The 15,133-nt window shown below is 48.0% G+C and carries 12 protein-coding genes and 2 pseudogenes; 2 read left to right on the top strand and 12 right to left on the bottom strand.

Going from position 1 to position 15,133, the window contains the following annotated elements; translation table 11 throughout:
- Nucleotides 1-74: 74 nt before the first annotated feature.
- Nucleotides 75-707, top strand: a pseudogene (locus C7N83_RS02340) (transposase).
- 265 nt (nt 708-972) lie between these two features.
- Here C7N83_RS02340 and C7N83_RS02335 read toward each other — a convergent pair.
- The 9 genes from C7N83_RS02335 to dapA form a co-directional block, all read right to left on the bottom strand.
- Complete coding sequence (locus C7N83_RS02335) at nt 973-2,142, bottom strand: NAD(P)H-dependent flavin oxidoreductase (RefSeq protein ID WP_106740355.1); 1,170 nt, start codon at nt 2,140-2,142, stop codon at nt 973-975.
- Between the two features lie 46 nt (nt 2,143-2,188).
- On the bottom strand, nt 2,189-2,611 hold the full coding sequence (locus tag C7N83_RS02330) for a hypothetical protein (protein ID WP_106740354.1): 423 nt from the start codon (nt 2,609-2,611) through the stop codon (nt 2,189-2,191).
- A gap of 468 nt (nt 2,612-3,079) precedes the next feature.
- Nucleotides 3,080-3,910: a symmetrical bis(5'-nucleosyl)-tetraphosphatase gene (locus C7N83_RS02325; RefSeq protein WP_106740352.1), complete on the bottom strand. Its 831-nt coding sequence runs from the start codon at nt 3,908-3,910 to the stop codon at nt 3,080-3,082.
- Nucleotides 3,911-4,181: 271 nt separating this feature from the next.
- Complete coding sequence (locus tag C7N83_RS02320) at nt 4,182-4,571, bottom strand: RidA family protein (RefSeq protein ID WP_106740350.1); 390 nt, start codon at nt 4,569-4,571, stop codon at nt 4,182-4,184.
- A 178-nt stretch (nt 4,572-4,749) separates the two neighbouring features.
- Nucleotides 4,750-5,970: a radical SAM family heme chaperone HemW gene (gene hemW / locus C7N83_RS02315; protein ID WP_106740349.1), complete on the bottom strand. Its 1,221-nt coding sequence runs from the start codon at nt 5,968-5,970 to the stop codon at nt 4,750-4,752.
- 56 nt (nt 5,971-6,026) lie between these two features.
- On the bottom strand, nt 6,027-6,623 hold the full coding sequence (rdgB, locus tag C7N83_RS02310; RefSeq protein WP_106740347.1) for an RdgB/HAM1 family non-canonical purine NTP pyrophosphatase: 597 nt from the start codon (nt 6,621-6,623) through the stop codon (nt 6,027-6,029).
- On the bottom strand, nt 6,616-6,861 hold the full coding sequence (locus C7N83_RS02305; RefSeq protein ID WP_106740345.1) for an NGO_0222 family membrane protein: 246 nt from the start codon (nt 6,859-6,861) through the stop codon (nt 6,616-6,618). The genes rdgB and C7N83_RS02305 overlap by 8 nt, the downstream gene beginning before the upstream one ends.
- Before the next feature lie 155 nt (nt 6,862-7,016).
- Nucleotides 7,017-8,159, bottom strand: coding sequence for an outer membrane protein assembly factor BamC (gene bamC / locus C7N83_RS02300; RefSeq protein WP_106740344.1), 1,143 nt, complete (start codon nt 8,157-8,159; stop codon nt 7,017-7,019).
- Between the two features lie 17 nt (nt 8,160-8,176).
- The gene (gene dapA / locus C7N83_RS02295) at nt 8,177-9,052 is read right to left on the bottom strand and encodes a 4-hydroxy-tetrahydrodipicolinate synthase (RefSeq protein WP_106740342.1); all 876 of its coding nucleotides are present in this window, start codon (nt 9,050-9,052) and stop codon (nt 8,177-8,179) included.
- A 504-nt stretch (nt 9,053-9,556) separates the two neighbouring features.
- On the opposite strand from dapA, the gene C7N83_RS02290 reads away from it, so the two are divergent.
- Nucleotides 9,557-10,948 (top strand): nucleobase:cation symporter-2 family protein, encoded by a 1,392-nt coding sequence (locus C7N83_RS02290; RefSeq protein WP_106740341.1) that lies wholly within the window; start codon nt 9,557-9,559, stop codon nt 10,946-10,948.
- A gap of 977 nt (nt 10,949-11,925) precedes the next feature.
- On the opposite strand, the gene C7N83_RS14480 is transcribed toward C7N83_RS02290, so the two are convergent.
- The 3 genes and pseudogenes from C7N83_RS14480 to paeA form a co-directional block, all read right to left on the bottom strand.
- Nucleotides 11,926-12,144: a hypothetical protein gene (locus C7N83_RS14480; protein WP_170064772.1), complete on the bottom strand. Its 219-nt coding sequence runs from the start codon at nt 12,142-12,144 to the stop codon at nt 11,926-11,928.
- A gap of 29 nt (nt 12,145-12,173) precedes the next feature.
- Nucleotides 12,174-12,823: pseudogene (locus tag C7N83_RS02280) on the bottom strand (IS1595 family transposase).
- Between the two features lie 701 nt (nt 12,824-13,524).
- The gene (gene paeA, locus C7N83_RS02270; RefSeq protein WP_106740337.1) at nt 13,525-14,820 is read right to left on the bottom strand and encodes a polyamine export protein PaeA; all 1,296 of its coding nucleotides are present in this window, start codon (nt 14,818-14,820) and stop codon (nt 13,525-13,527) included.
- Between the last annotated feature and the right edge of the window lie 313 nt (nt 14,821-15,133).

Here is a 15,133-nt window from a genome sequence, read left to right as displayed (position 1 = left end):
CCCGGGACAGGCTTCAATATCTGTGCGTAATTTAGGGGCTGTATTGGATTGGCAGTTATGTTACTCATTCGAAAATGAAGATAACATACTGTAAATTATCTGAAAAAATACAAAAAAAACAACTTGGGTTTTTGTACCCGGAGTTATACTGCCCGTCCGGCTGCCGGTTTATTGGATATCCACCCCAATGCAGCAGCGCTGTTTACCATAAAACCCGTCAGGTTGTTGCCTGCCATTTAACGCTTCAAGCAGATAAAGTTTTTGATGGCTCCGTCGGGCTGGATGGGCGGTATTCCGGCGTTCAGTGTAAAGGCAAACGGGATCGCGAAAGCAGCGGGTAAAGCCGCTCCGTATCCGGTATTTTGAAACGGCAGGGTAAGGTTTATTACCGTTGTTGCAGAAAACACCGGGAAAGATACGTCACTGCCTGTTATTAAACGGAAAACCATGTCTGACAGCATTGTTTGTACGGACGGTTATAAAAGCTGTAATGTGTTGGCTTATCATCGAATCAATCGTTCAGGGCTTTTTGCAGGCCGTCAAAACCACATTGATGGTATTGAAAATTTCCGGAATCAGGTAAAGCGCATTCTACGGAAATAGAACGGAAACCTTTCCCTTTATTCCTGAAGGAATGTGAATTTCGTTTTAACTTTGGCGCACCAAAAGGGCAGCTTAAAGTCTTGCTGTTTTGGTGTGGTATTTAAAGCTAATCTATACAGCCTCATATTTAAAAATCCCAAAACAATTGTTTCGGCCAAAACGAAAGCTGTTTTTGCATAAAAAGTGCCAACAACCTAGCCTTTTCCGACACCTGAGACCTTTGCAAAATCGCTATATTCAGTACATTTTTTCGTGCCGTGCTTCTCGAATACGGGCCTGTCTTCATGATATGTCTGCGTATTCTGCGATGCTGACGCTTCAAATGGTAATCAAATCAGAGGTTTTGCAAGGGTTGGGTTGGATAAGATTTTATTTTGTTGCCACGGGTATAAAACCGTTTAACAAATAATGAATGGTTTCCTGTACCGTGCGCATAGCGTTGCCGAACGGCAACGGGTCTTTGCCACGGAAAAACAGGCCTTTATCGACTTCGCCACGGAATGCGGCTGAGAGTTGGATGTCGATGCAGAATTGGCCGGCTTTTTCCAATCCGTCGCGCAAACCGCAGCTGGTCAGGCAGTTCAAACCTTGTGTGCAACGGCGAGGGTCGGCTTTGGCTGCTGATTGCAGTTTGGCTTCGCGTTTGATGTAATTGTCTAAAAATTTGGTGCGCACCCCGCGGGCAGGCAAACCGGCAACCGACATAAATTCAACGACTTGCTCAGTGTCCGCACCGGCTAGGGTTTTTTTGAAATTGATGTGTGCATCGCCTTCTCGGGTGACGGCAAATGCAGTGCCGATTTGCACGGCATTTGCACCCCATGTTTTCAGCGCGGTAGTGATTTTTTCAAAATTTGCCATACCGCCGGCCAACACCAACGGGATTTTTTCGCTTTCCAAACCGAGATTTTTAAAAACTTCCAAGGTTTCTTCAATGACGCGTTTGAACTCGAATTTTTCATCATTGACACCGGCCACCGTTGCCGCACCCAAGTGTCCGGCGGCGTGGGCCGGATGCTCAATCACAACTGCATCGGGCAAAATGCCTTTTTTCGTCCAGCGTTTCAACACGATATTGATGCCGCGCGATTCGGACAGAATCGGGAACAAAGCCACATCTTTGTGATAGCCTTCGGTCATTTCGGGCAAATCCAAGGGCAGTCCTGCGCCCATTACAATTGCATCCGCACCCGATTCGCAAGCTTGGCGCACATAAGCAGCATGATCTTTTACCGCCTTCATCACATTCACGGCAATTATGCCGTTTCCTGCGGCACTGTTTTTGGCTTTTTGAATTTCGCGGTCAAGCGCGATGCAGTTGAGTTTGGTGTATTTTTCTTCGGTCGGGTTGGTTTTTGATTTTTCCAGCAAATCTTCGTGCAGATGGCGCAAATCCACGCTGGCAATGGTACCGATACCGTTTTCACGGGCAACCGCGCTGGATAATTTGGATGCTGAAATACCCACGCCCATGCCGCCTTGAACGATGGGAATCAATGATTTGCCGCGGATAACCAATGGATCGAAAGAGTGTGACATGAAAATAGCCTCAGGTAGGGGATTGGATCGAATGCTGCGATGTGTGTCAGTGTGTCTTTTTTAATTTTAATATCGTGATCATCAATAGTGTTGAGGATATAATACCTATTGAGATAATTATATCGTAAGCTATCTGAATTTTATGTAGAAGTATTTTTATCATAAATAAACACCTTGTTCTCTCATACATTGACGATAAAACATCTTCATAGGTTCTACCATTTCTTACCCATACGTCGTACATATTCTCCTCTGGGGAATAAACTTCCCTTTTACATATATCATCTGCTTTTTCTCTTTTTACTTCCTTTAACTTTCTTCTTTGTTCAAAAATTAATTTTTCCTCCTCGGTATATGGCTCTTTCTTTATATAATATCCATTCCAGTAATCACTAATGAAATTAGAACAAGAGCCAACAACTAAAGAAGATGCAAATAGTAGTATCTTGGTTTTAATAGGGGTCTGCATAATATTTATTCCCCTCAAATTCAAAGTAGCGTACTCCTGTTACCTGTTACAGGACTGGTTAATATCAGGATAGTTTCGTTTGTATATTGATTGTTAGGAATTATACTCTAAAAAAATCAAAAATTAGAGTAAATCTATAGTTTTTTCAAAATGTAACATAAAAAGGCGAACGGAATAGGACATGAAATAATAATAAATTAATATAATTCATATGGTTATATTTTAATTTAGTCTGGTTGGAGATGTCGGTAAAATAAAGGAGCGCCAGGATGAATGAGTTAAGGGAAAATATTTGATTTTGGATAGGCAACAATTTAGACAACAATTAAGGCCGTCTGAAAGTATAGTCAAATATACGGTGTTAGCCTGCCTTACCCTACTATATCTGTACTGTCTGCAGTGGGCTGCCTTGTCTCATTCCCAACTAAATTGATTATAAGTTTCAGACGGTCTTTCCAGTTACTGTCTTTATTTCAAAGCGGTACGCCAATCCAAGCCGTTGATAGCGGGAATTTGAGTGACGGCTTCGGTGTCGAGGTCGATGGCGGTGAGTTTGCCGCCCCATAATGCGCCGGTATCGAGTGAGATGATGCCGTCGGTGTTCATGTAGCCGAGTGACGACCAATGACCGAAAATGATTTTGTGGCTGAGGTTTTGGCGGTTGCGGGCGCGGAACCAAGGGCAAAGGTAAACCGGCATTTTGTCGAGCGTGGCTTTGAAATCGAAATCGAGTTCGTTTTGATAAGTCAGTGCGCGCATTCGGCTGAATACGTTGACGATAAAGCGCAACCGGCTGTAACCGCTCAAGTTTTTGTCCCACGCAATCGGCGTGTTGCCGTACATTTTGGCGAAGAATTTTTCGTATTTGCTGCCTTGCAATTCGGCTTCGGCTTCACGCGCCAATTCTTCGGCTTGACTGATACACCATTGCGGCAGAATACCGGCATGCACCATGACGTGTGTTTCATTACGAATCATTAAGGGTTGGTGGCGCAGCCAGTCGAGCATTTTACGGCTGTCAGGATGGTTCAGAATCGGGGTGATGGTGTCGCTGCGTTTGGTGGTGCCGTAGCCGTAGCCGACTGCAAGCAGGTGGAAATCGTGGTTGCCGAGAATGATTTGGACGCTGTCGGGATGCTGTATGGCAAATTGTAGCGATTCTAAGGATTTGGGTCCGCGGTTGACGATGTCGCCGGTGAGCCAAAGAGTGTCGGTGCCGTGGTTGAAGTCGATTTTTTTCAGTAACCCTGCTAGCTCGTCATAGCAGCCTTGGATATCGCCGATTGCATAATGCGCCATTTTGATTCTGACTCCTGATGGTGCTTTCAGACGGCCTGGTAACTGCACAAGCCGTCTGAAAGCATAAAATATCATGGAATCACTAAAAACGGGTACGGTCGGCTTTCCTTCGCTCAAAGAGAATGATGTTGTCAGACACCGATGGCAGCAGAACCGGTCCGTACTGTCTGCCTGCCTGCCATGTACCCGTTATTTATTGGTTCCAACATATTGCTTGAGGCCGTTTCAGACGGCCTTTGTTTTTAAAATGAATTTTTTTAAAATTAATAATTTAAGCGTTTAATACCAAAACTGCTTCGGCCTCGACCTGTACGCCTTTGGGCAGGTCGGCAATGCCGACGGCAGCGCGGGCCGGGAACGGGGCGGGGATGAATTCGGCCATCACTTCGTTGAAAATGGCGAAGTTGCCCAAGTCGGTAAGATAGGCATTGATTTTGACGATGTCGTTTAACGAACCGCCGGCCGCTTCAGCCACTGCTTGCAGGTTTTTGAAGACCTGTATTGCTTCGGCACGGAAATCGCCGTCGCCGACCACTTGCATGGTGGCAGGGTCGAGTGGGATTTGGCCGCTCATGTAAACCGTGTCACCTACGCGTACGGCTTGGCTGTATGCGCCGATGGCGGCAGGGGCGTTGTCGGTGTGAATGATGGTTTTCGCCATGATGGTTCTCCTGAAAAAAAACAGTTGGAATGGGGGTATTATGATACAAAATTTCATGCAGCTTAGGAAGTTGGCAGGCACATTTGACTGAGTTTCAGACGGCATGGTTTGCTTTAAGGCCGTCTGAAAGTGATTGGGTGTTAATTTTCAGACGGTCTTTATCCTGTTTATCAATGACCTATAAAAAACATTGCAATAAATCATTCAGAAACGAGCGGCCTTGTTCGGTGGGTTTAAACATAGTTGGATCGGGCTCCAACAAACCTTTATGGCACGCGGTTTCGATTTGCTGCATGATATGCGCAATTGGAATGCCGGTACGCTCTTGCAACATGGCGGCATGCACGCCGTTGGTCAGGCGCAGGGCATTCATCATGAATTCAAACGCCAAATCGTCGCGCTGAATGGTTTTACGCTCGATGCTGTCGGCCGGCCGGCTGTGCATGGCGGCAAGGTAATCGTTGGGATGGCGGCGGCGGGTAGTGCGCTCAATGCGGTCGGCGTAGGAAATTTTGCCGTGTGCGCCTGCACCGATGCCTACGTAGTCGCCGAACTGCCAATAATTGAGGTTATGGCGGCACTGCATACCGGCTCGGGCAAAGGCGGAGGTTTCGTAATGGCTAAAACCGGCCTGCGCCAACGCGGCATGCACGGCGTCTTCAATATCTAAAGCATTTTCATCAGCCGGCAACCCCGGAGGCGGTGTGTGGCCGAAAGCGGTGTTCGGTTCCATCGTTAAATGATACGCGCTGATGTGGCCGGCGCCACTGGCGATGGCGGTGTTGACATCGTCTAAGGCTGTCCGAACGGTTTGATTGGGCAGCGCATACATTAAATCGATATTGACTTTCTCAAATAAATTCAAGGCAGTATCGATGGCGGCTAAGGCTTCATGGCTGTTGTGCACGCGCCCTAAACGCATGAGCATATCGTCGTTGAAGCTCTGCACGCCGATAGAAAGGCGTGTGATCCCAGCGTCTTTAAAACCTTGAAATTTTTCGATTTCAAAGGTGCCGGGATTGGCTTCGAGCGTGATTTCCGCATTTGGTTGCAATCGCACCAGCGAACGTATGCCGCTCAACAGCCGGTCGACGGCTTGTGCGCCGAACAGGCTGGGTGTGCCGCCACCGAAGAAAATGGTTTCCACCGGCCGCCCCCAGATATTGGGCAATTCGGTTTGCAAATCGGTCAGCAAGGCATCGACATAAGCATCTTCAGGTAAGCCGGTAGGCGTGGTTTGTGCGGGTGTAATGGTTGCAAGCGGTTGGTAACGTGAAATATTATGCGAATTGAAATCACAATACGGACATTTTTTTATGCACCACGGAATGTGGATATAGAGCGATAAAGGCGGCAGAACAGTGAGCTGTCCTGCTTGATTGAAGGTAATCAAGGTCATGGTGGGGTTGTGTGTAATTCCGTCTGAATGGTGTTTAGATGGCCTGTTTGAATGGGTTACATTGCTGCTTGGATTTTTTTGAGCAATTTTTGTAAAGCTGAACCACGGTGGCTGACGGCGTTTTTGACTTCAGGTGTGAGTTCGGCGGCGGTGCAGACGTGCTCCGGCAGGAAAAAATGCGGGTCGTAGCCGAAACCGTTGCTGCCTGAGGCTTGTTGCTGCCATTGGCCTCGCCAAATGCCTTCGGAGATAATCGGCTGCGGGTCATGTTCGTGGCGCAAGAATACCAATACACACACATAATAGCAGCTTTTATCGGCTTTATCGGCCAAGTCGGCGGAAAGTTTGGCGTTGTTTGCGGTATCGGATTTCGGGTCAGCTCCGGCATAGCGGGCGGACAAAACACCCGGTGCACCGCCTAAGGCATTGGCGCAGATACCGCTGTCGTCGGCCAATGCTGGCAAACCGCTATATTTGGCGGCGTGACGGGCTTTTGCGAGTGCGTTTTCGACGAAGGTGGAATACGGCTCGGGACATTCGGACATGCCAAATTGTGATTGAGGCAGGATTTCGATGTTTCGTTCGGCAAACAGACGGGAAAATTCTTTGAGTTTGCCTGCGTTGCCGCTAGCCAAAACGATTTTGTCAAACATGAGGCTTTCCTTGGTTGTCTTGCGCCTGCATCTGCGTATACTGCACTTTGGTTTTTAAGCGTAAATAGAGTGCCAAACTGGCGATTTGGCAGAAGATGGCGGCAAATGTAAATAAAAAGGCCGCGACGGCAAATTGTTTGTTGCCGATGGAAAGCAGATAGCTGCCCAACAGCACCAAGGCCATAAACAGCAGAGTCAAGAAGATGATGCAGAACAGGTAGGCTCGGCGTTGGTTCATGGGTCGGTTTGCCCCATAATAAAATGCCGTATTATATTATAGCGGATAGAGAAGGCCATCTGAAACAATTTGTGTTTCAGACGGCCTTGTAGATAAATAAAACCGATTTTGAATCAGAATGTTAAAACGGTTTGAAATGTTTAAGGCAGCTGCGTTTAACGCAATTCCGAATGCAGACGGCCGATCAGGGTAGAGGCATCGCTGCCTTTATAGCTGCTGCCGTCTTTGTTGAGTAGACTGATGCGTACACCGTTATTGGCCGGTTCAACGTAAACAATCAGTTCGGGGGGCTGCACTTGTTGGGTTTCGGCTTTTTTTCCTTTGCCAAACCAGCGGCTAAACATGCCCGGTTTTTGGTTTTTCACGGCTTCGCTTTCAGTCGGCGCTTGTTGCACCAAGAAGGCGTGGCGTTCGGCGTTTTGACCCAAAACGGTCAAACCTATGCGGTCAAGTGCCAGCGCGGTGCGGCGCCAGTTGCGTTCGTAATCGCCGTTGAGCAGTAGGGTTTGGCCTTCTATTTTGGCTAAGTCGCCGGTGTTGGCGCGAGGGGCAACGCTTTGGCCTAAGGCGTTTTCAGCCTGTTTTTCATCCATGCCCAAATATTGCATGAAGCGTGCCAGGAAGGCGGCTTCTAAATTCGGGTCGTTAGGGCGCGGCTGCCATATGGTGGTGTCTTTGTTTTTGTCGCCGTAAACTTCTTCCATACCTTTGTGGGCGAAGAAGACGTCAGTCGTGCTGTTTTTACCTTTTTCAACGCGGATGATAAATTTATCACGTTCGCTGGTTGAATAAACGCCGCCCAAACCGACTTTTTCAAACAAGCGGCGCAATGTGTCTTGTGGGATTTTGGCGCGGTTTTCTGCCCATTCGGTTTCCATTTGGCCGATGGCAGGCTCTTCGGATTTGATGTCGAAGCCGTTTTCCTGCCAGAAGGCTTTCAAAAGCGGCCATAATTCGGCAGGCTGTTTGCCGTCAACCACAACCCAGCGCTGGCTGCCGTCGCGTTCCAAGCTTACACCTTTAACCGATTGTAATACGGCCTGGTTGGCCGGTTGCTGCGCGGCTTGGGCGCGGCTGCGGCGGTTGTCGAGTTCGGTCGCACGCACGGCGCCGCTGCCCGCAGGCAGGTTATACAGATTTCCTTGATTCGGATTGGTCAAATCAGGCGGTACTTCCAAATTCACGATTTTGCGTGTTTGGCTTTGGTAATCCAGCTTTGGTTGCTCTTTTTTGTCGCTGGAGCAGGCGGTCAGGCTAATCAGGGCGACAGCCACGGCTATCGGTTTGAGGTAAGTCATCTCGGTTTCCTGTGAGGTTAAATCAGTTTGGCTGTTTCTAATGCGCGGCGTACTTTGGCTTGGCCGTTTTCGGTCAGCGCTACTAAGGGCAGGCGGACGTAGGCGTCGCATTTGCCCAATGCGGCGGCGGCCCATTTCGGTGCGGCAGGACTTGGCTCGCAGAACAAGGTATTGTAGATTGGAATCAGTTGGTTGTTGAGTTGGCGTGCCGCCGCAATGTCACCGGCCAATGAGGCGCGGCACATCTCGGCAAATAATTTAGGTGCCACGTTGGCGGCTACGGTAATCACACCGTGCCCCCCCGACAGCATAAAGGCCATACCGGTCGGATCGTCGCCCGAGAATACGGTGAAGTTTTCCGGTGCGTTGTTAATCAGCTCAATATCGCGGCCGATGTCGCCGCTGGCTTCTTTTACGCCGACGATGTTAGGGATTTCGGCCAAACGCAGAATGGTTTCATTGGTCATGTTCACTACGGTGCGCCCCGGTACGTTATACACAATCATCGGGAGAGATGTGGCTTCGGCAATGGCTTTGAAATGTTGGTAGATGCCTTCTTGGGAAGGTTTGTTGTAATAAGGAACAACAGACAAGCTGTAATCGGCACCGACTTTTTCGGCAGCTTTCGACAAAGCAATCGCTTCGGCGGTGTTGTTGGCGCCAGTGCCCGCAATCACGGGAACGCGTTTGTTGACGTGTTTCACGGTGGCTTCAATTACGGCCAAGTGTTCTTCAACGTCTAAAGTCGCGCTTTCACCGGTGGTACCGACGGCAACGATGCCGTCAGTGCCTTCGCCTATATGCCAGTCAATCAGGCTGCGCAGGTGTTCGAAATTAATGCTGCCGTCTTGATTCATCGGGGTAATCAGGGCAACCAAGCTACCTTTTAACATAATGAAGCCTTTATTCGATAATGATGAGATCGGTTATGTCGGCGATTGTAGCTTACTTTGTTGCCGGTGTGAAACACTGCTTAATGGGACGCAAGCCGGACAAAAGGAGGTGTAATCAGATTTGTTGGTAATAAATTTATTAAAAACAAATAGATGATTGTTAAATTTGGGTTTGTGGGTGTCAAGGCTAAAAAGTGTTAAGTCTTAAAAAAGGCGCTGAAGCCATCTGAAAAATCAAGATGGTTTCAGACGGCTTTGTGTTGTGTATGCTGACTGGAGATGAAGGTTAAGCGTGCGGTTGTCCGGAAGACAGGCGTCCTGCAGCAATCGGCCGGGTGTGATTCAATCAGAAACCAAACCGGCTTAATATCTTAATAAGTTTTGCGACGACGCTTGGATTACGTCTTCGCGCCGTCTGAAAAATTGCCCAAATGTCAAAATTTGTATATAATTTCGCCCTTACAAAAATTATCTGTTTATTACCAACTTTAAAGGATATGTCTGGTGGTGCACGCGACGGACAAACAGGCTCAATCGCCCGATTTGGTGTATGGTTTGGAAGACAAACCACCTTTTGTGAATGCCTTGTTGAGTGCCATTACGCACTTGCTGGCGATTTTTGTGCCAATGATTACGCCTGCGCTGATTGTCGGTGGTGCGTTGGATCTGCCGGTGGAAATGACCGCTTATTTGGTGTCGATGGCGATGGTGGCTTCCGGTATCGGCACGTATTTGCAGGTGAACCGTTTCGGGCCAGTGGGTTCGGGCATGCTGTCGATTCAATCGGTCAACTTTTCGTTTGTGACCGTGATGATTGCCTTGGGCTCGGGCATGAAAGAAGGCGGCCTGACGGAAAACGAGATGATTTCGATGCTGCTTGGTGTGTCGTTTGTTGGGGCGTTTTTGGTGTGTTTTTCCGCGTGGCTGCTGCCTTATTTGAAAAAAGTGATTACGCCGACCGTGAGCGGTGTGGTGGTGATGTTGATTGGACTGAGCCTGATTCATGTCGGCATTACCGATTTTGGCGGCGGCTTCGGCGCCAAGGCTGACGGCACGTTCGGCTCGATGGAAAATCTGGGCTTGGCATCTTTGGTGTTGTTTATCGTGTTACTTTTTAACTGTATGAAAAACCCGCTGCTGCGGATGAGCGGTATTGCCGTAGGCTTGATTGCCGGCTATATCGTGGCGCTGTTTTTGGGCAAAGTGGACTTTTCCGCGCTGCAAAACCTGCCGCTGATTACCATTCCTGTGCCGTTTAAATATGGTTTTGCTTTTGATTGGCACGCGTTTGTTGTGGCCGGTGCGATTTATTTGTTGAGCGTGTTTGAAGCGGTGGGCGATTTGACTGCCACGGCGATGGTATCGGGCAAACCGATTGAAGGTGCTGAATACGGCGAACGCCTGCGCGGCGGCGTGTTGGCGGACGGCTTGGTATCGGTGATTGCTACGGCTTTGGGTTCGTTGCCATTAACCACGTTTGCACAAAACAACGGTGTGATTCAAATGACTGGCGTGGCCTCGCGCCATGTGGGCAAATACATTGCCGCGATTTTGATTTTGCTGGGCTTGTTCCCCGTGATTGGCCGCGCGTTTACCACGATTCCGAGTCCGGTATTGGGCGGTGCGATGGTGTTGATGTTTGGCTTGATTGCCATTGCCGGTGTGCGCATTTTGGTCAGTAACGGCATTCGCCGCCGTGAAGCCGTGATTGCGGCAACCTCGGTCGGCATCGGTTTGGGCGTGGCGTTTGAGCCGGAAGTGTTTAAAAACCTACCAGTGTTGTTCCAAAATTCGATTTCTGCTGGCGGTATTATGGCGGTGATTTTGAATTTGGTGTTGCCGGAAGACAAAACGGAAGTCGCGGTTTATATGGATACCAACAGTTTGGAACATTAATCTAAGATATTATTTGAAGGCCGTCTGAAACTATTTTTCAGACGGCCTTTTTGAGTCTTTTGTCCCCCTTCTCAATTTTTGGCATAGTCCTTCGCGCTGCGCTTCTCGAACGCTTGTCTGTCTGATATGTTTACGTGTTCTTCGAAGCTACCACTTTGGGGCCACACTCAACTCCGAAGGGGGGGACAAAGGTTTCTTTAAATATGGCCGATTCACTTAAAAAATGAACACATGGGACAAATGTCGGATACCTCGTATCCGACATTTGTCTGAGAGGGCAAATTTTACTTTGAATTTGGCCTATCGGACATTAGGAATGATAAAGGACCGCCGGAAGCCTTATCATACAGGCCTTTTGGCGGTTTTTTGCCAATGTTTATAAAAAGCGTCCTTTTTGCCATCAAAACAGCCCGGTGAAGAACCGCCGTAAAAACGGCAGGCAAAGATATAAATGTCCCTTGTGTAACACGTATCTCCCCACCCCAAAACCCGCATCCCCGGGCTGCCCGCATACGGATACACCCACGGCAGGCAGGCCTGTCAAGCTCACCACTGCAACGGGAAAACCATCCGCCGTAAAACCAAACAGGCCCTTTCAAAGCCCATTTAATCGGAAAAGACTGCCGCCAATACCATCCTTCGGCCGCGGGTTCGGTGTCATGGTATTTCTGAACCGGCTATTGCCGTTTGACTTAAAAATGAGTACAAGTTTTTCCCATGCCGTCTGAAACCCGAAATCCGTCATTCCCGCCTGAGCGGGAGTGACGGCATTTGGATATTTCTGTGCCCGTTATTTAGTAAAACAGCTATAGAGGGGAAATTCACTGAATTAAAGACGAAAACCTGATGCCCCCGGGCTTGGGAAGAGGGGGTGAGATTATATTTGTCAGAAGATATTTTAGTAGCCGGGAGTAGGATTTGGGATGGAAAATCATCCCAAATGTCCAATAGGCCGATTTTCTTAAATTCTTTGTTTCTCACTCAATCCAATTGATAGATGAAGGATTAAAACGGACATAGTTTTTTTTACCATGATAATCTAAGGCTAGAAAAAATTTAGAATTTTCTTGGTTGGGTGTGGCGGAGTTCTGGTCTTTGGATACCCAGATGTTTTTATCACCGATTTTTTCTCTTTTAATCATTTCTTTTTCGGACAAATAGTTATTAAATGTACGAGTATCTTTGAAGTAATCCAAGCCATTATTATTTATGGGGCTGACGCAGATTAGCCCCAAACACCGCACCATTGCCGCAGCATTTCAAGCTGCCCGGACGGTACGCCAAAGTTAAAGTGGAACCCGCATCCTTTCAAGGACAGCGGGCAAGATTTACGGCCAACCCCATTGTATTTGCGCAAGACGCGCTTCGCCCGGTTCCAACAATTTCCAATGCCGCCGATAGGGTTTTAACGGTATGCGAAAAGCTGTGAACGGTTGATGCGCTGATGCGCGAACCTGCCCGCATCAAGCACGTCACAGTTCCTGTTACTACCGGTATAAACAATGCCGTCAGGTGTTGTTTGCTGTTTGATAACCGGAAATAACGTATCCTTCCCGCTATCCCCTGCAATGGCGGTACCAACCTTTCCCTGCCGCTTTAAGATGCCGCACGTCCGCGTTTGCCCTTGCGCCGACCGCCGAAATAACCCCCGTCCGGCCCGGTGGGGCCTCTGAAAACCCCGCCGGCTTCCTGTGCCAAATGACAGGCTGTCACCCGGCTGGTTTTGCGGTAGGACAACACAGCCCAACCGGGTTGGATACCCAAAATATCAGCGGCTGCATGGGCTGTGGCTTCCGGTACAAAAAACCGGAGAAGTTTTCTTTGGGTATTCTTTGTTAATTTGCAATGGTTATCTTTATTTTTGCCGTCTGGCATGACGGCTATAATCTGCTTCAGCCCCTAAAAAATAACACTATTTGGATTATAAGGAAAGGCATGAGTATAGTATCAATAATTAAACATTGTGCTTGAAGGGGATAGAAAAGTGAAAATAATAAAAATAAATGATAGAACACCATCATTCATAAAACAGTTGTTGGGTGTATGGGAAATTTCCGTAAAGTAAATACTGAGCGAAAGAGAAAAAGGTATCGGGAAAGAGTTACCTGGATATGGCATTAAGAATCACGCCATCAGTGAATTGGCAGTTAATGAAAAAAAACTCTTGCTAAAGAATTTGATGAGCATATGGGGTTTAAAGTTTATGAAAGAACAGATGATAATGAACAAGGAAATCCATATCCCCTTTTGTATATGAAGTTTGATAAATAAAAGGCCGTCTGAAAGATTTTTACCTTTCAGACGGCCTTTTATTCACATAGTAAGTGCAACAATTTTCCAAAAAAAATCAGTATGCGGCAGCATACTGCTGTTCCTGACAAGAAAGATTACAGTCGGCTATGGCCACCTGCCTTGGGAGAAAGATACGGCATCCACCCAGAATACTGCAAGCCGTTCAAAAGCAGCATCGCCCGCGCCATAGGGTGTGGCCGCACTACCGTAGCGTGGATTGAACAGATACAACATTAACGGCGAATACGACGAACTTGCAATATATAAATCCAAGACTTTTATGGCTACTGTGTTGTATCTTCTTGTTTGGAAACCAACAGCTGATCGATTTTGAGATTTTCGGTGTCGATAATTTCAAATTTATAACCGCCGTAAATCAAAAAGTCGGTGCGTTTGGGGATTTTGCGCAGGGAATACATCATAAAGCCGGCGATGGTCTCGTAGTTTTCCGAATGCGGAAATTCGCCGATGTCCAATACGCGGATGAGGTCTTCCAGCGGCGTGGCGCCGTCGACCAGCCAGGTGTCTTTAGTGCGGCGGATGATTTGCGGCTCTTCTTCGTTGTTAACCAATTCTCCCATAACAATGCTCATCACATCTTTTAAGGTGACAACGCCGACGACAAGTGCGTATTCGTTGACGACGACGGCAAAGTCTTCGCCGGAGGTTTTGAAGTTTTCCAATACGTCGTAAAGCGTCAGCGTATCAGGGATAAACAGGGCTTTGCGTAATACGCTTTTGTCGGTCAGGCGGATTTCTTTTTCTTTAATAAACAGGGTGAGCAGGGTGTGCGATTCAATGTAGCCGATGACGCGCTCCAAGTCACCATCGCACACAAGGAATTTATTGTGCGGTTTTTCCGACATGGCTTCCAAAATCTTTTCGGCACTATCGTTTTTATCGAAATAAGCAATGTATTCGCGTGTACTCATGGTTGAGGTAACGGTGCGCTCCTGCATGTCGAAAATGTTTTCAATCAGGTAATGTTCCTGCTGCTTCAATACACCCGCCTGCGCACCGGCATCCACTACAGCATAAATATCTTCGGAGGTAAGCTGCTCTTGGCGGATGGTGGAAATATGCAGCATTTTGAAAATGGCATTGGCCAAACCGTCAAAAAACCAGACAAAGGGTTTTAGAATAAAAATCATGAAAATCATTGGCCTAACCACGCGGACAGCAACGGCCTCGGGATTAGTCATGGCAAAGCGTTTTGGCATTAAGTCAGCAAAAAGGATAAAGCTGCAGGTCACCACAGCGAAGGTCAACAGCGAAGCCAACGTGCTGCCCCATGAACTGTTGCCGGCAAAGATGCGTTCAAAGTAAGGGCGTATGGCTGCTTCGCCGACAATACCGGCTAAAATCGCTACGGCATTCAAACCGATTTGCACCACGGTGATAAAGCTGCCGGGCTGCTGCTGCATGTTCAGGACATCCAAAGCGCGCACATCGCCGCCTTCTTTGCTCATCACTTGCAACTTGATTTTGCGGGCGGAGGCCAAGGCCAGTTCAGAACAGGAAACGAACGCGCTCAGAATAATCAGCAGCAGAAGTAAGAATAGGGCTTCTATAATATTCATTGTCGGTATCGGGGGATCAGGACAAGGTTATTCTAACATGGCGTGCGGGATGATGGGGCAGCTACTATGGGGAAACGGGAGTGCGGGTATCCGATTAGAAAGTGTGGCCTATCGGGCACTGGCCGGCGGGTACAACATCAGCAAAGCCACCATACAAAACCGGAAAAAACGGCTGGAGAAAAAAAGTTGTTACCACACGCAAGTCAAAAATAAGCATGGAAAAATTACGGCAGGGCGTCGGACAAGTATCCCGACCACTTCCAACGTGGGCAGACTGTGCGCTTTAACTGCACCCAACGGGCAATCCGCATAG

The sequence above is a fragment of the Neisseria iguanae genome, from assembly GCF_003013245.1.
GTDB classification, from domain to species: domain Bacteria; phylum Pseudomonadota; class Gammaproteobacteria; order Burkholderiales; family Neisseriaceae; genus Neisseria; species Neisseria iguanae.
This window is presented reverse-complemented; position numbering and strand designations above follow the sequence as displayed.